This window comes from Noviherbaspirillum sp., assembly GCF_035627455.1.
Taxonomy (GTDB): Bacteria; Pseudomonadota; Gammaproteobacteria; order Burkholderiales; family Burkholderiaceae_D; genus Noviherbaspirillum.
The window spans coordinates 14,993-30,625 of sequence record NZ_DASPLS010000067.1; the positions used below are offsets into that span (position 1 = coordinate 14,993).

The following is a 15,633-nucleotide window of genomic DNA, read 5'->3' on the forward strand; positions in this document are numbered from 1 at the left end:
GGAAACCATTTTTCATGACCCCAAACGATTTCTCCACCATTCGCGACCTGCTGCGCTACGCAGTCACCCGCTTTAACGGCGCCAAGCTGTTCTTCGGCCACGGCAGCGACAACGCCTTCGACGAAGCGGCCTACCTGATCCTGCACACGCTCGGGCTGCCGCTGGACAAGCTCACTCCCTTTCTTGACGCGCGCCTGCTGCCCGAGGAAACCGCCGCGGTGCTGAAGGTGATCGAACGCCGCGCCGCCGATCGCGTGCCCGCGGCCTACCTCACCAACGAAGCCTGGCTCGGCAACTACCGCTTCTACGTGGATGAGCGCGTGATCGTGCCGCGCTCCTTCATCGCGGAACTGATCCCGGAGCGCTTCACGCCCTGGGTCGATGACCCGGATGCGATCGGCAACATCCTCGAGCTGTGCACCGGCTCCGGCTGCCTGCCGATCATGCTGGCCGACGCGTTCCCGAACGCGCAGGTGGACGCGGTCGACATTTCCCCCGACGCGCTCGCGGTTGCGCGCCGCAACGTCGACGACTATGAATTGCAGGATCGCATCAAGCTGATCGAATCCGACCTGTACGCGGAAGTGCCGCAGAAGAAGTACGACCTGATCGTCACCAACCCGCCGTACGTCAATTCGACGTCGATGGGCAAGCTGCCGCCGGAATACCGCTGCGAGCCGCAGCTTGCGCTTGCCGGCGGGTCCGACGGAATGGACCTGGTGCGCCGGATCGTTGCCGGCGCGGCGGAAAGGCTGACTGAAAACGGCCTGCTGATCGTGGAGATCGGCAACGAGCGCCCGTTTGCCGAGGCCGCCTTCGCCGACCTGGAGCTGACCTGGCTGTCGACCAGTGCCGGCGACGACATGGTGTTCCTGCTGACCGCGGACCAGTTGCAGCGATGATCCGTCTTCAGCAAGTCAGCCTTACCCGCGGCATCAAGCCGCTGCTGGAAAACACCGACCTGACGCTCAACCCCGGCGAGAAGATCGGCCTGATCGGCGCCAACGGCGCCGGCAAGTCCAGCCTGTTCGCGCTGCTGCGCGGCGAACTGCATGCCGATCTCGGGCAGGTGGATTTTCCGGCCAAGTGGCGCCTCGCATACGTGGCGCAGGAAACGCCGGCACTGGACCGCGCGGCGATCGAATACGCGATCGACGGCGATGCCCACCTGCGGCACCTGGAAACGGAACTGGCGCAGCTGGAAGGCCATCCGGACCACGATGCCAGCGGCACACGGATCGCCGAACTGCACGCGGCGCTGGCGGACGCCGACGCCTATACCGTTCGCTCGCGCGCGGAGCAACTGCTGACCGGCCTCGGGTTTTCGCTGGAACAGATGCAGCAGCCGGTTTCCAGCTTTTCCGGCGGCTGGCGCATGCGCCTGAACCTGGCGCAGGCGCTGATGTGCCCGTCCGACCTGCTGCTGCTGGACGAACCGACCAACCACCTCGACCTCGACGCGATCCTCTGGCTGGAAGACTGGCTCAAGCGCTATCCTGGCACGCTGGTCATCATCTCGCACGATCGCGATTTCCTCGACGGCGTGGTGAACGTGATCGTGCATATCGACGACAGGAAGCTCAAGCGTTATTCCGGCAATTATTCTGCGTTCGAAAAGCAGCGCGCGGCGCAGATCGCGCTGACCCAGGCGTCCATCGAGAAGCAGGCCCGGCAGCGCGCTCACCTGCAATCCTTCATCGACCGCTTCAAGGCCAAGGCGTCCAAGGCCAGGCAGGCGCAAAGCCGCATGAAGATGCTGGCGAAGATGGACGAACTGGCGCCGCTGCGCGCGGCCGCCGAGTTTTCCTTCGAGTTCCGCGAACCGCTGAGTGCGCCCAATCCGCTGCTGGTGATGGAAGACGTGGTCGCCGGTTACCGCGTGCACCAGCCCGGCATGGCGGAAGCCAGCGACAAGCCGGTGGTCGCGAACATCAATTTTTCATTGCAGAACGGCCAGCGCATCGGCCTGCTCGGCGTGAACGGCGCCGGCAAGTCGACGCTGGTGAAAACCATTGCCGGGGAACTGAAAGCGCTGGCCGGCGACACCCGCCTGGGGAAGGGACTGTCGATCGGCTACTTCGCGCAGCACCAGGTGGAAATGCTGCGGCATGACGAGTCGCCGCTGTGGCACCTGACGCGGATTGCGCCGACCACCCGCGAACAGGAGCTGCGCAACTTCCTCGGTGGCTTCAATTTCGGCGGCGAGATGGTCACCAGCAAGATCGCACCGTTCTCCGGCGGCGAGAAGGCCCGCCTGGCGCTGGCGCTGATCGTCTGGCAGCGCCCCAACCTGCTGCTGCTGGATGAACCGACCAACCACCTCGACCTCGAAACGCGCGAGGCGCTGACCATGGCGCTGGCGCAGTTCGAGGGCACGCTGCTGCTGGTCTCGCACGACCGCCACCTGCTGCGCGCCACCACCGACCAGTTCATGATTGTTGCCGAAGGCAAGCTGCAGCCGTTCGACGGCGATCTCGACGACTACCGGGACTGGCTGTTCAAGACCAAGCTGGCGAAGGCGGATGCGCCGCTGCCCTCTTCGCCGGAAAAACCGGCGGAGCCGGGGCCCGCACAGGCAGGATCGCGTGAAGACCGGCAGGAACGCCGCCGGCTGGAAGCGGAAGAAAGGCAGCGCCTGTCGACGCTGCGCAAGCCGATCGAGTCGCGCATCAAGCGGCTGGACGAACAGATGGCAAAGCTGAACGTCCGCAAGACCGAGGTGGATGCGCGGCTGGCGGATCCGTCGATCTACGACGATGCGAACAAGGAAGAACTGAAAGCCCTGATTCTCGACCAGGCGTACCTGGCAAAGGAGCTGGAACAACTCGAAACCGAGTGGCTGGAACAACAGGATGAACTGGAAAAACTGACGGCCGGCTGAGTCCCGGCGAGACGGAGGAGACGCATGACTGAGGCAACCGAGGCAAGCGACGCAATCGACAAACCCCTGCAAGGCATCCGCGTACTCGACCTCACCCGGCTGCTGCCGGGGCCGGTGGCGACGATGCATCTTGCCGACATGGGCGCGGAAGTGATCAAGATCGAGGATCCCGGGCTGGGCGATTATGCGCGCACCATGGGACCGGTGCGCAAGGAAGTGTCGCAGTTCTTCATCGCGGTCAACCGCGGCAAGCGCGGCATGCGGCTGGACTTCAAGGATGCCGCGCAGCGCGACGAATTCCTGAAGCTGGCCGAGAGTGCCGACGTGGTCGTCGAAAGCTTCCGCCCGGGCGTGATGGACAAGCTCGGCGTCGGCTGGGAAGTGCTGCGCCGGCGTAATCCGAAGCTCGTGATGTGCGCGATTTCCGGCTACGGCCAGGACGGTCCGTTCGCGCAGCTCGCCGGCCATGACATCAACTATGTCGGCATGGCCGGCATGCTGGAACAGAACGTCGGCCCGGACGGCATCCCGGCGCTGCCGAACCTGCAGATCGGCGACCTGCTCGGCGGCGCGCAGGCCGCGGTGCAAGGCATCCTCGCGGCGCTGATCGGCGCGCGCGCCAGCGGCAAGGGCCGCTTCGTCGACGTATCGATGACGGATGCAGTGTTCGCGCACAACATCATGCCGCTGGTCGCGGTCAATAATTTCGGGCGGACGGCCCCGCCCGGACGCGACCTGCTCACCGGCGGCGTGCCCTGCTACAACGTCTACCGCACCAGCGACAACCGCTACATGGCGGTGGGCGCGCTCGAACTGAAGTTCTGGGAATCCTGCTGCGAGGTGCTGGGCCGGCCCGACCTGAAAAAGCGCCACTGGAGCCTGGGCCAGCAGGTGGGCGGCGACGATGCGAAGGCGGTAAAGGCCGAGCTCGACGCGATCTTCGCGCAACATACGCTTGCCGCCTGGACCGCGAAATTCGCGGCCGCCGACTGCTGCGTGACGCCGGTCCTGCGCGCCGACGAAGCGCTCGCCCATCCCTTGCTCCAGGCGCGCGGAATGGCCGAACGCAAGGAACATCCGACCGAAGGTCCGTACTGGGCTGCCGGTCCGGCGGTGAAATTCCGGGCCTGAGCCGGCGACCGGTTGCACGACGTGGGCCGCCTCTTTCCAAAGCTTCGCACCGACCGCCTGCTGCTGCGGCAGGTGGCGCGCGCCGACGCGCCGGCCCTGTTCGCGATCCACTCCGACACCGAATGGATGCGCTGGTATGGCGTGGATCCGGTCGTCACGCTGGAGCAGGCCGAGCAGCTGGCCGATCTGTTCGCGGGTTGGTTCAGCGCCGGCACCGGATACCGCTGGGCGCTGGAACGGCGCGATGACAGGGAGCTGATCGGCACCTGCGGCTTGTTTCGCTGGAACAAGAGCTGGCGCAACTGCGTGATCGGCTACGAGATCCGCCGCGACTGCCAGGGCCAGGGGTATATGCGCGAGGCGCTGGAGGCGGTGCTGGACTACGGATTCAATGTGATGGCGCTGCACCGGGTGCAAGCGGAAACCCATCCGGACAATGCCGCGTCGATCCGGCTCGCGGCCCGCCTCGGTTTCCGTTTCGAAGGCGTGCACCGCGAACAAGCGTACTGGAACCACCGTTATCATGACCTGAACTGCTACTCGCTGCTCGAACCGGATTGGCGGGCGCGCGGGATCGGCAACGACTGACAAAGGATTCTACCGTGCGCCCTACGCTCAATATCATCGGCTGCGGCAAGGTCGGCAAGGTGCTGGCGCGGCTGTGGGCTGCGGCCGGCGTATTCGATGTGCAGGACATCGTCAACCGTAGCGCCGGCAGCACGCGCGCGGCAGTCGACTTCATCGGCAGTGGCCGGCCTGCAGCCGGTATCGCAGCAATGCGGCCGGCGGCGGTTTGGCTGATCGGCACCCCGGACGACCAGATCGGCCGTGCCTGCGACGCGCTCGCCGCGGCTGGCGTGCTCGTGCCGGGCGCTGTCGTTTTCCACTGCAGCGGCGCATTGCCGTCCACCGTCCTTCATTCAGCCGCCGAAGCGGGCGCCGCGGTCGCAAGTGTCCATCCAATCAGGAGTTTCGCGTCGCCCGCCCAGTCTGCCGACGGCTTTGCCGGCACCTGGTGCGGCATCGAAGGCCAGCCGGCAGCGGTCGCGCAGCTGAGCAGCGCCTTTGCCGCGATCGGCGCGCGCGTGGTGCCGATCGACGCGGAATTCAAGACCCTCTACCACTCGGCGGCGGTGTTCGCGTCGAACTACCTGGTCACGCTGCTCGACGTTGCAATGCAAGCATATGAAAAATCCGGCGTGCCGCGCGACGCCGCGCTGCAGTTGATGGAACCGCTGGTCAGGGGCGCGGTCGACAACGTGTTCCGTCTCGGCACAGCCGATGCGCTGACCGGCCCGATCGCGCGCGGCGATACCGCCACCGTGCTGCGGCAGTATCGTGCGGTGTCGGCATGGGACCGGCGCATCGGCGCGCTGTACAAGCAACTCGGGAAACTGACGGCGGCGATCGCCGCCAGGAAGAAAGGACCTGCACGCCCGGGCTGATACTTGAGTCCGGCAGGAACGCCGTGCACATTACATTCCAGCAGAGCACATGCGCCGATAACAGCGCGGCCGCGGATACCAGGACCGCGGCCGGTTTTCAAGTTCAGCGCTTGGGTGTGTAAATATCGTGGCCGGCTTCGTCGATCTGGCGGCGCAGCGCGCGCCGCTCTTCCGGCGTCATGCGGCCCTGGCGGCGCATGTTTTCCGCCTGCTGCGTGGAGTTGGACTGGCTGTCGCCCGACGAACCATAGCCGCTACTTTCCGGGACGCTGATTCCCGGGCGGCGGGCATCCTGCGGCGGCTGGACCGGGACCGGGTCGCGCGGCAAGTTGCGGTCCATGTTGACTGCCTGGATATGGTACGCACGAATCGCATCCCGGCGCGCGTCGCGCACCAGGCCGCCCGGCTCGGCATAGGCATTTGCCGCGCCGAGCGCAAGGAAGAAAAGAAAGCTGATTCGTGTAAGTCGCATAGTCAAAAACCACGTGCCCTGCCGGGAAATCCTGCTGTCGCCGCCCGCATGCGCTAGACTTTGCCTACGCCTGCGGTGCGCCCATAGCGAAGTGTATGCCCGGGCCCCGGCACACTAAACCAGTTTAAGGTAAAGTTTGTAACACTTTGTAATGCTTTGCGCCAGAGCCATGGATCAAGGATTATCTGACGTTACCATAGCGCCATGAATACGACAAACCCGTCCCATACTCCCGGCCAGACCCCGAGCGGTCACCAGGCAAGAATACTTGTGGTCGATGACGACCAGAGGCTGCGCGACCTGCTGCGGCGTTACCTCGCCGAACAGGGCTTCAACGTGGTGACCGCGGAAAACGCCCAGGCGATGAACAAGCTCTGGATTCGCGAGCGTTACGACCTGCTGGTGCTGGACCTGATGCTGCCCGGCGAAGACGGCCTGTCGATCTGCCGCCGCCTGCGCGGCGCCGGCGACCAGACGCCGATCATCATGCTGACCGCCAAGGGCGAGGACGTGGACCGCATCGTCGGCCTGGAAATGGGCGCGGACGACTACCTGCCCAAGCCCTTCAACCCGCGCGAGCTGGTCGCCCGGATCAATGCTGTCCTGCGCCGCAAGGGGCCGGACGAGATTCCCGGCGCGCCGTCGGAAACGCCGCAGACCTTCCAGTTCGGCGACTTCATCCTCGACCTCGGCACCCGCACGCTGAAGAAGAGCGGCGAGACGATTTCGCTCACCACCGGCGAGTTTTCGGTGCTCAAGGTGTTCGCCCGTCATGCGCGCCAGCCGCTGTCTCGCGAAAAGCTGATGGAACTGGCGCGCGGACGCGAATACGAAGTGTTCGACCGCAGCCTGGACGTGCAGATCTCGCGCCTGCGCAAGCTGATCGAGCCCGATCCCTCCAACCCGATCTACATCCAGACGGTGTGGGGCCTGGGGTATGTATTCATTCCTGAAGGCCAACCGCGCTGAGGCATCACGGACCTTGATTCCCCTCCTCGGAAACCGGCTCGGCTGGCTCAAGAGCGGCCTGTTCTGGCGGACCTTCTTCCTGCTCGCATTCCTGATCACGGCTAGCATCCTGGCCTGGGTTGCGAGCTTTCGCATCGTGGAGCGTACGCCGCGTGCGCAGCAGATGGCGGCACAGGTCATCTCCATCGTCACCATCACGCGCGCCGCCCTGACCCACTCCGCGCCGGAACTGCGGCGCGAGCTGCTGTTCGACCTCGCGAGCAACGAAGGCATCCGTATTTATCCTCTGGAGGCAAGCGATATCGTCGCGCCGCCGCCGGACAACGAGCTGATGCAGGTGCTCGAGTTGAACGTGAAGGCGCGCCTGGGTCAGGACACCAAGTTCGCCAGCCGGGTCAACGATGTCGCCGGCTTCTGGGTCAGCTTCAAGATCGAGGACGATGAATACTGGCTGCGGCTGGACCGCGAGCGCATCGAAGGCGTGACGAATATCCAGTGGCTCGGTTTCGGCACCACCGCGCTGATCCTGTCGCTGCTCGGCGCCGTGTTCATTTCCCGGCTGATCAACCAGCCGCTGTCCCGTATCGCGGCGGCGACCCAGGCGATTGCCAAGGGTAAGTGGCCGGAACCGTTGCCGGAGCGCGGACCGACCGAAATCCGCGACGCCAACCGCAGTTTCAACCAGATGGTGGCCGACCTGGACCGCGTCGAGACCGACCGCGCGGTGATCCTTGCCGGCATTTCTCATGACCTGCGCACGCCGCTGGCGCGCATGCAGCTGGAAGTCGAGATGGCGCAGTTGCCGGACGACGCACGGCTCGGCATGCAGTCCGACCTGGCGCAGATGGACGCGATCATCGGGCAGTTCCTCGAATTTGCGCGCCCGAGCGACAACGGCCACGGAGCAAGCGTGGACCTGACGTCGCTGCTCAAGGATTGTGCGCGGGAAGCCGGACGGCTGAGCGATGTCCGTGTACACGCCGACATCGCGCCGGACGTCAACGTGTTCGGCCACGCCACCGACCTCAAGCGCCTCGTCAGCAACCTGATCGAAAATGCGCGGCGTTACGGCAAGACGCCGGACAGCGGGGTTACGGAGATCGATATTTCCTGCAAGTCGGAAGGCAGCCAGGCGGTCATCGAAATCTCCGACAACGGCAGCGGGGTGCCCGACCAGGAAATGGAACGCCTGCTGCGCCCGTTCACCCGACTCGACACCGCGCGCAGCCAGGCCAACGGCGCCGGCCTTGGCCTGGCGATCGTCGACCGCATCGTCAAGCGTCACCGGGGCACGCTGAAGCTGTCGAACAAGAACGGCGGCGGCCTGCGTGTGCGCGTGGCGATCCCGGTGACCGGCGCGCTGGGCTGAGCCCGCCTGCTGCCGCAACCAGCCCAGCGCATAAACCATGCCCTGCTCATGATCACGCCGGCCTCAAGCCGGCCATCCTGCTTCAGGCCGACTTGCCGTCGGCTGCCGGGACGGCGCGCACGCGATTTCTGCGCTTGGCATACAATCCAGCGGTGACGATCATCATGCCAAAGGGACAACCATGCTGAATTTCGATTTCTACAACCCGACCCGCATCCTGTTCGGCAAGGGCCGTATCGCCGACCTCGCCAAGGCCGTGCCCGCGGACGCCCGCGTGCTGGTGCTGTATGGCGGTGGCAGCATCAAGGCCAACGGCGTGTTCGACGAAGTGATGTCGGGCCTGGCCGGGCGTACGGTGAAGGAATTTTCCGGCATCGAGCCGAACCCGAGCTACGAAACCCTGATGCAGGCGGTGGAACTGGTGCGCAGGGAAAACCTCGATTTCCTGCTCGCCGTCGGCGGCGGCTCGGTGATCGACGGCACCAAGTTCGTCGCGGCCGCGGCCCATTTCGAGGGCGACCCGTGGGAGATCCTGGAAAAGCGCGGCCGCAACATCACGCAGGCGCTGCCCTTCGGCACGGTGCTCACGCTGCCGGCGACCGGCTCGGAAATGAACAACGGCTCGGTCGTCACGCGCAAGTCGCTGCAGGCGAAAATCCCGTTCTCCAGCAACCTGGTGTTCCCGAAGTTTTCCATCCTGGACCCGGCCAAGACTTATACCCTGCCGCTGCGCCAGGTCGGTAACGGCGTGGTCGATGCGTATGCGCATGTGATGGAGCAGTACCTGACCTATCCGGTCAACTCGCCGGTGCAGGACCGCTTCGCCGAAGGCTTGCTGCTGACGCTGATCGAGGAAGGCCCGAAGGTGCTCGCCAATCCGGACGACTACGACACCCGCGCCAACATCATGTGGTGCGCGACGCTCGCGCTCAACGGCCTGATCGGCGCCGGCGTGCCGCAGGACTGGGCAACGCACATGGTCGGACATGAGCTGACCGCGCTGTACGGCCTCGATCATGCGCAGACGCTGGCGATCGTGTTGCCGAGCATGCTCAGCGTGCGCAAGGAAGGCAAGCGCGCCAAGCTGCTGCAGTACGCCGCGCGCGTATGGAACCTGACCGACGGAAGCGAGGACCAGCGCATTGACGAGGCGATCCGGAAAACCCGGGATTTCTTCGAGCAAATGGGCGTCAAGACCCGGCTGACTGACTACAAGCTGGGTACGCAGAATATCGATGCCATCCTGAAACATCTGGAGAGCCACCGCATGGTGACCTTGGGCGAGCAGCGCGACGTCACCCTCGATGTCAGCCGGAAAGTGCTGGAGATGAGCATCTGACCGCTGCTTGAACTTCTCGCAACGCGGCCACTCTACTCTTCCACATGCCGCAAGGCAGAGGATGCGATGAACGGCATGGGACCGGACAGTTCCATGCCGTTTTTACTTTCCGAGGAGGATACATGCCCACCACACCATCGACCGGCGCGCCGGGCAAGGAGCCCGGCCAGCTGAAACCGGGCGACGAAGCGATGCCGGGCACGCCCGGTACCGGCGAAGATTTGTGCGAGATGTGCGGCGGTAACGGCGTCAGCAAGGATGGCAGCGAATGCCCGAACTGCGAGGGCACCGGCCGCGTCATCCACGGAATCGGCGGCGGCTGATTCAGCGCCTGTAGACCAGTGCCACCGCTTCGGCGGCAATGCCTTCCTCGCGCCCGAGGAAACCGAGACGCTCGTTGGTCTTGGCTTTCACGTTCACCTGGCCGGCTTCGAGATCGAGTTCGGCCGCGATGTTTGCGGCCATCTGCGCGATGTGCGGCGCCATTTTCGGCGCCTGCGCGATGATGGTCGCATCGATATTGCCGACCAGGTAGCCGGCGGCGGCGACGCGCTTGCCGGCTTCCTGCAGCAGCGCGCGCGAATCGGCGCCGGCGAACTTCGCATCGGTGTCGGGAAAATGACGCCCGATGTCGCCCAGGCCGGCCGCGCCGAGGATAGCGTCGGTAACCGCGTGCAGCAGCACGTCGGCGTCGGAATGGCCGAGCAGGCCGGCATGGTGCGCAATGTTCACGCCGCCCACGATCAGCGCGCGGCCCGGGACCAGCGCATGACAGTCGTAGCCTTGCCCGACGCGGAATGGAGGAACGCTCATGCTTGTCCTTTCAGGTACAGTTCTGCCAGCGCGACGTCGTGCGCCAGCGTGATCTTGAAATTGCGCGGCCCGCCTTCCACCAGCTTCGGCCGCATGCCGAGCGCTTCCACCGCGCTGGCTTCATCGGTCACCTCGACAGCCTGTTCCAGCGCGCGCCGCAGCAATGCGTAGCGGAACATCTGCGGCGTCTGGGCGGCCCACAGCCTTTCCCTCGGCACCGTGGCTTCGGCCCGGCCCTCCGCATCGCTGCGCTTGAGCGTGTCGACCACGGGCAGCGCAAGCAGGCCGCCGACCGGGTCGTCGCGCACCGCCGCCATCAGGCGCGCGACCAGGTCCGGCGTCAGGCCCGGCCGTGCCGCGTCGTGCACCAGGACCCAGTCATCGTCCGCCGCCTGCGCGCGGATCGCCTGCAGGCCGTTCAGCACCGAGCGATGGCGGGTCGGCCCGCCCTCGCGCAGCACCGTCACCCGCCCGGCAAGCTGCGGGGCGGCGGCAAGCGCGTCGTCGATATAACCGTCATCGGCGCTCACGACGACGTAGACATGGGCAATGGCGGAGCTGGCAGCGAAGGTATCGAGCACATGCAGCAGCATCGGCTTGCCGGCCAGCGGCAGGTATTGCTTCGGGCATTGCGCCCCCATGCGCGCGCCGACGCCGGCGGCGGGAATCAGGGCGAAGTGTCGGGGTGAAATCATCGTATCGGAAGGGCTGCTGCCGCGATAGCGGACCGCGCGGCGACGAACGGTCGAGGCGAGACGGGCGCGGCAGCGCTTAGTTTATAATCTCGCTATATTTTCTCACAGCCGGAGTCCGTGACATGCCGCCGCGCAGAGTCGCCTCCGGCCAATGACATGCCGCATGTCGCAAGTTGATGCCTTTCGATCTAAAAAAGTCCCTTCCCAAGCCCGGTAACCGTTTCGCCCTCCCCGCTGTGCACGGTTCGGCGGACGCCTACGTGCTGGCGCAGGCCGCGCTCGAACTGAAATCGCAGCATCGCATGCTGGCGGTCGTCGTTGCCGGCGCGACCGACGCGCAGCGCCTGCTGCAGGAAATTCCCTGGTTCGGCGGCAACGACAACGGCGCCCTGCGCTGCCACCTGTTGCCGGACTGGGAAACCCTGCCCTACGACGCGTTCTCGCCGCACCAGGACCTCGTCTCGGAACGCCTGGCGACGCTGCATGAAGTGGGCAGTGGCCAGTGCGACGTGCTGATCGTGCCCGCAACCACGGCGCTGCTGCGCATGGCGCCGCCGTCCTTCCTGGCCGCCTACACCTTCTTTTTCAAGCAGGGCGAGACGCTGGACGAGGCAAAGCTGAAAACCCAGCTCACGCTGGCCGGCTATGCGCACGTCGGCCAGGTCATGTCTCCCGGCGAATACTCGGTGCGCGGCGGCCTGATCGACCTGTTCCCGATGGGCTCGGCCCTGCCTTACCGGCTCGACCTGTTCGGCGACACCATCGAGTCGATCCGCACCTTCGACGCCGATACCCAGCGTTCGCTGTATCCGGTGCGCGAGGTGCGCCTGCTGCCGGGCCGGGAATTCCCGATGGATGAAGCGGCGCGCACCGCGTTCCGCGGCCGCTGGCGTGAGGAATTCGAAGGCGATCCGTCGAAATCCGTGATCTACAAGGACATCGGCAACGGCATCGCTTCGGCCGGCATCGAGTACTACCTGCCGCTGTTCTTCGAAGAGACCGCGACGCTGTTCCAGTACCTGCCGCAAGACGCGGCGTTCGCGCTGGTCGGCGACATCGACGGCGCGATCCGGCGCTTCTGGAGCGATACCCAGTCACGCTACAAGTTTCTGAAAGCCGACCGCGAACGGCCGCTGCTGCCGCCGGAACGGCTGTTCCTGACCGACGAGGATTTCTTCACGCTGGCCAAGCCGCACGGCCGCTGGGTAATCCAGCCGGACGACGCCGCGTCCGAGATCTCGGCGCCGGTGCCGAACATCGCGGTCAACCGCCGCACCGACGACCCGCTGACCAACCTGCGCGCCTACCTGCTGCAGACCGGAAAGCGGGTGATGATCTGCGCGGAATCCAACGGCCGGCGCGAAACGCTGCAGCAGTACTTCAATGAATACGACCTGGCGCCGGCCTCCTGCGACGGCTTCGCCGATTTCGCCACGTCGTCGGCGAAGCTGATGCTCGGCGTAGCGCCGCTGCACGCCGGCTTTGAACTGTCGTCCGACCTCGGCGACCTCGCCTTCATCACCGAAACCGAGCTGTACGCCGGCACCGGCCGCCGTGCCGGCCGCCGCAAGCAGGAAGCCGCGACCCAGGTCGAATACATGGTGCGCGACCTGTCGGAACTGAAGGTCGGCGACCCGGTGGTGCATGTGAACCACGGCATCGGCCGCTACATGGGCCTGGTCAGCATGGACCTGGGCGAAGGCGAAACCGAGTTTCTGCACCTGGAATACGCGAAGGAGACCAAGCTCTACGTGCCGGTGTCGCAGCTACATGTGATCTCGCGCTACTCGGGTGCGTCGCCGGAAGACGCGCCGCTGCACACGCTTGGTTCCGGCCAGTGGGAAAAGGCCAAGAAAAAGGCGGCACAGCAGATCCGCGACACCGCCGCCGAGCTGCTCAACCTGTATGCGCGCCGCGCCGCCCGCCAGGGCCATGCGTTCGAATATTCGGCGCGCGACTATGAGACCTTCGCCGAGAGCTTCGGCTTCGAGGAGACGCCGGACCAGAGTGCGGCGATCAACGCGGTGATCCGCGACATGACCGGCGGCAAACCGATGGACCGCCTCATTTGCGGCGACGTCGGCTTCGGCAAGACGGAAGTCGCGCTGCGCGCCGCCTTCGTCGCGGTGATGGGCGGCAAGCAGGTCGCGATCCTGGCGCCGACCACGCTGCTGGCCGAACAGCATGCGCAGACCTTCGCCGACCGCTTCGCCGACTGGCCGGTAAGGATCGCCGAGCTGTCTCGATTCCGCACCGGAAAGGAAGTCACGCAGGCGATCAAGGGCCTGGCCGAAGGCACGATCGACATCGTGATCGGCACCCACAAGCTGCTGTCGAACGAGGTCAAGTTCGCCCGGCTCGGGCTGGTCATCATCGACGAGGAGCACCGCTTCGGCGTACGCCAGAAGGAAGCGCTGAAGGCCCTGCGCGCCGAGGTCGACGTGCTGACGCTGACCGCGACGCCGATCCCGCGCACCCTCGGCATGGCGCTGGAAGGCTTGCGCGATTTCTCGGTGATCGCGACCGCGCCGCAGAAACGCCTCGCGATCAAGACCTTCGTGCGCAGCGAGGAAGCCGGCGTGATCCGCGAAGCCTGCCTGCGCGAACTCAAGCGCGGCGGCCAGGTGTATTTCCTGCACAACGAGGTCGAAACCATCGAAAACCGCAAGGCGATGCTGGAAGAGTTGCTGCCGGAGGCGCGCATTGCGGTCGCGCACGGCCAGATGCACGAGCGCGAGCTGGAAAAGGTGATGCGCGACTTCGTTGCGCAGCGCTACAACATCCTGCTGTGCACGACCATCATCGAAACCGGCATCGACGTGCCGACGGCGAACACCATCATCATGCACCGCGCCGACAAGTTCGGGCTGGCGCAGCTGCACCAGTTGCGCGGCCGCGTCGGCCGCTCGCACCACCAGGCCTATGCCTATCTGCTGGTAAACGACGTGCACGGCCTGTCCAAGCAGGCGCAGCGCCGGCTGGAAGCGATCCAGCAGATGGAGGAACTGGGCAGCGGCTTCTACCTCGCGATGCACGACCTGGAAATCCGCGGCGCCGGCGAAGTGCTGGGCGAGAACCAGTCCGGCGAGATGCAGGAAATCGGCTTCCAGCTGTATTCCGACATGCTCAACGAAGCGGTGCGCTCGCTCAAGAACGGCAAGGAGCCGGACCTCGCCGCGCCGCTGTCGACCACCACCGAGATCAACCTGCATGTCCCCGCCCTGCTGCCCCAGGATTACTGCGGCGACGTGCACGAGCGGCTGTCGCTGTACAAGCGGCTGGCCAACTGCAACGCCCAGGCGGCGATCGACGACCTGCAGGAAGAACTGATCGACCGCTTCGGCAAGATGCCGGACGCGGCCAGGGCATTGATCGAAACGCACCGCCTGCGGATCGCCGCAATCCCGGTCGGGATTGTTAAAATCGATGCCCATGCGGAATCGGCGGTGCTGCATTTCCAGCCCAATCCGCCGATCGACGCGATGCGCATCATCGAGCTGATCCAGAAAAACCGGCATATCAAGCTGCATGGGCAGGACAAGCTGCGCATCACCGCGAGCATGCCTGACCTGGCGGCGCGGGTTGCGCAAGTGAAGTCGACCATCCGCTCGCTCGTTCCCTAACCTTTTTTCCATCCTGCACTGCACCCGCAGCACGACATGAACCTGATCCTGCAAGGCCTTTCGGCCAACCGCTCCGACATCGACCGCATCGCCGCGCTGGCGCAAGCGCAGCGCGTCGTCCCCCTTTCGCCGAATGCGTTCCGTTGCGAAGGCGTGCAGGCCGACGACGCGCTGCGCGCGCGGATCGACGCCGAATGCCTTGCCGCGCAGCTGGACTACGCCTTCGCCGACGGCGAACGCAGGCTGGCCGATTTCAGGCTGGTCGCAATGGACATGGACTCGACGCTGATCACCATCGAATGCATCGACGAAATCGCCGACATGCAGGGCTTGAAACCGCAGGTCGCGGAAATCACCGAAGCTGCGATGCGCGGCGAAATCGAATTCCGCGAAAGCCTGGCCCGGCGCGTCGCCCTCCTCAAGGGGCTGGATGCGGCGGCGCTGCAGCGCGTCTATGACGAGCGCCTGAAGCTGTCTACCGGCGCCGAGCGGATGCTGGCAACGGTGAAGGCAGCCGGCCTGAAGACCCTGCTGGTCTCCGGCGGTTTCACCTATTTCACCGACCGCATGAAGACCCGCCTCGGGCTCGACTACACCCACTCCAACGTTCTGGAAATCGTGGACGGCAAGCTGACCGGGCGTGTTTCCGGCGTGGTCGTCGATGCCGAGGAGAAAAAGGCGACTGTGGAACGGGTATGTGCGGAACTCGGGATTTCGCCGCGCCAGGCGATCGTGATGGGCGACGGCGCGAACGACCTGAAGATGATGGGCATCTCCGGGCTGTCGGTCGCGTTCCGCGCCAAACCTGTCGTGCGGCAACAGGCACATGTGGCATTGAATTTTGTCGGGCTGGACGGCATCTTACCGATACTGTCCTGACAAACTAGGGAGGCGGA

At 65.3% G+C, this 15,633-nt stretch carries 14 protein-coding genes; 11 read left to right on the plus strand and 3 right to left on the minus strand.

Annotated features, from left to right (window positions below):
* Nucleotides 1-14 precede the first annotated feature (14 nt).
* The 5 genes from prmB to VEC01_RS12815 are packed head-to-tail and all read left to right on the plus strand — an operon-like array spanning nt 15 to nt 5,457.
* On the plus strand, nt 15-902 hold the full coding sequence (gene prmB, locus VEC01_RS12795) for a 50S ribosomal protein L3 N(5)-glutamine methyltransferase (protein WP_324901273.1): 888 nt from the start codon (nt 15-17) through the stop codon (nt 900-902).
* Nucleotides 899-2,881, plus strand: coding sequence for an ATP-binding cassette domain-containing protein (locus VEC01_RS12800; protein WP_324901274.1), 1,983 nt, complete (start codon nt 899-901; stop codon nt 2,879-2,881). The genes prmB and VEC01_RS12800 overlap by 4 nt, the downstream gene beginning before the upstream one ends.
* A 24-nt stretch (nt 2,882-2,905) precedes the next feature.
* Nucleotides 2,906-4,012: a CaiB/BaiF CoA-transferase family protein gene (locus VEC01_RS12805; RefSeq protein WP_324901275.1), complete on the plus strand. Its 1,107-nt coding sequence runs from the start codon at nt 2,906-2,908 to the stop codon at nt 4,010-4,012.
* Between the two features lie 21 nt (nt 4,013-4,033).
* On the plus strand, nt 4,034-4,600 hold the full coding sequence (locus VEC01_RS12810) for a GNAT family protein (protein WP_324901276.1): 567 nt from the start codon (nt 4,034-4,036) through the stop codon (nt 4,598-4,600).
* Nucleotides 4,601-4,614: 14 nt separating this feature from the next.
* Nucleotides 4,615-5,457, plus strand: coding sequence for a Rossmann-like and DUF2520 domain-containing protein (locus tag VEC01_RS12815; protein ID WP_324901277.1), 843 nt, complete (start codon nt 4,615-4,617; stop codon nt 5,455-5,457).
* Between the two features lie 103 nt (nt 5,458-5,560).
* Here the strand turns inward: VEC01_RS12815 and VEC01_RS12820 are convergent, their stop codons facing one another.
* Nucleotides 5,561-5,929 carry a hypothetical protein gene (locus tag VEC01_RS12820; protein WP_324901278.1) on the minus strand — a complete coding sequence of 123 codons (369 nt, stop codon included), beginning with the start codon at nt 5,927-5,929 and terminating at the stop codon, nt 5,561-5,563.
* A 204-nt stretch (nt 5,930-6,133) separates the two neighbouring features.
* Between VEC01_RS12820 and ompR the strand changes: the two genes are divergently transcribed.
* The 4 genes from ompR (at nt 6,134) to VEC01_RS12840 (ending at nt 9,929) form a co-directional block, all read left to right on the plus strand.
* Entirely contained in the window at nt 6,134-6,898 is a 765-nt protein-coding gene (gene ompR, locus VEC01_RS12825; RefSeq protein WP_324901279.1) for a two-component system response regulator OmpR, read from the plus strand.
* Nucleotides 6,899-6,914: 16 nt separating this feature from the next.
* Complete coding sequence (locus VEC01_RS12830) at nt 6,915-8,267, plus strand: sensor histidine kinase (protein WP_324901316.1); 1,353 nt, start codon at nt 6,915-6,917, stop codon at nt 8,265-8,267.
* Nucleotides 8,268-8,448: 181 nt separating this feature from the next.
* Nucleotides 8,449-9,606: an iron-containing alcohol dehydrogenase gene (locus VEC01_RS12835; protein WP_324901280.1), complete on the plus strand. Its 1,158-nt coding sequence runs from the start codon at nt 8,449-8,451 to the stop codon at nt 9,604-9,606.
* Nucleotides 9,607-9,728: 122 nt separating this feature from the next.
* Entirely contained in the window at nt 9,729-9,929 is a 201-nt protein-coding gene (locus tag VEC01_RS12840) for a hypothetical protein (protein ID WP_324901281.1), read from the plus strand.
* Nucleotide 9,930: 1 nt separating this feature from the next.
* Here the strand turns inward: VEC01_RS12840 and ispF are convergent, their stop codons facing one another.
* Together ispF and ispD are read right to left on the minus strand one after the other, a co-directional pair.
* Nucleotides 9,931-10,419 (minus strand): 2-C-methyl-D-erythritol 2,4-cyclodiphosphate synthase, encoded by a 489-nt coding sequence (gene ispF / locus VEC01_RS12845; RefSeq protein ID WP_324901282.1) that lies wholly within the window; start codon nt 10,417-10,419, stop codon nt 9,931-9,933.
* Nucleotides 10,416-11,114, minus strand: coding sequence for a 2-C-methyl-D-erythritol 4-phosphate cytidylyltransferase (gene ispD, locus VEC01_RS12850; protein ID WP_324901283.1), 699 nt, complete (start codon nt 11,112-11,114; stop codon nt 10,416-10,418). The genes ispF and ispD overlap by 4 nt, the downstream gene beginning before the upstream one ends.
* A gap of 176 nt (nt 11,115-11,290) precedes the next feature.
* Here ispD and mfd point away from each other — a divergent pair, with 176 nt between their 5' ends.
* Together mfd and serB are read left to right on the plus strand one after the other, a co-directional pair.
* A complete protein-coding gene (gene mfd, locus VEC01_RS12855; protein ID WP_324901284.1) occupies nt 11,291-14,737 on the plus strand; it encodes a transcription-repair coupling factor in 3,447 nt (1,148 codons plus the stop codon).
* Nucleotides 14,738-14,773: 36 nt separating this feature from the next.
* Nucleotides 14,774-15,616 carry a phosphoserine phosphatase SerB gene (gene serB / locus VEC01_RS12860; protein ID WP_324901285.1) on the plus strand — a complete coding sequence of 281 codons (843 nt, stop codon included), beginning with the start codon at nt 14,774-14,776 and terminating at the stop codon, nt 15,614-15,616.
* Nucleotides 15,617-15,633: the final 17 nt, after the last annotated feature.

What these genes read in the sequence shown, in the direction of transcription:
- mfd (WP_324901284.1), top strand. Translation starts at nt 11,291, where the DNA reads ATGCCTTTCGATCTAAAAAAGTCCCTTCCCAAGCCCGGTAACCGTTTC.
- serB (WP_324901285.1), top strand. Translation starts at nt 14,774, where the DNA reads ATGAACCTGATCCTGCAAGGCCTTTCGGCCAACCGCTCCGACATCGAC.
- prmB (WP_324901273.1), top strand. Translation starts at nt 15, where the DNA reads ATGACCCCAAACGATTTCTCCACCATTCGCGACCTGCTGCGCTACGCA.
- ispF (WP_324901282.1), bottom strand. Translation starts at nt 10,419, where the DNA reads ATGAGCGTTCCTCCATTCCGCGTCGGGCAAGGCTACGACTGTCATGCG.
- VEC01_RS12820 (WP_324901278.1), bottom strand. Translation starts at nt 5,929, where the DNA reads ATGCGACTTACACGAATCAGCTTTCTTTTCTTCCTTGCGCTCGGCGCG.
- VEC01_RS12835 (WP_324901280.1), top strand. Translation starts at nt 8,449, where the DNA reads ATGCTGAATTTCGATTTCTACAACCCGACCCGCATCCTGTTCGGCAAG.
- VEC01_RS12800 (WP_324901274.1), top strand. Translation starts at nt 899, where the DNA reads ATGATCCGTCTTCAGCAAGTCAGCCTTACCCGCGGCATCAAGCCGCTG.
- ispD (WP_324901283.1), bottom strand. Translation starts at nt 11,114, where the DNA reads ATGATTTCACCCCGACACTTCGCCCTGATTCCCGCCGCCGGCGTCGGC.
- VEC01_RS12805 (WP_324901275.1), top strand. Translation starts at nt 2,906, where the DNA reads ATGACTGAGGCAACCGAGGCAAGCGACGCAATCGACAAACCCCTGCAA.
- VEC01_RS12840 (WP_324901281.1), top strand. Translation starts at nt 9,729, where the DNA reads ATGCCCACCACACCATCGACCGGCGCGCCGGGCAAGGAGCCCGGCCAG.
- ompR (WP_324901279.1), top strand. Translation starts at nt 6,134, where the DNA reads ATGAATACGACAAACCCGTCCCATACTCCCGGCCAGACCCCGAGCGGT.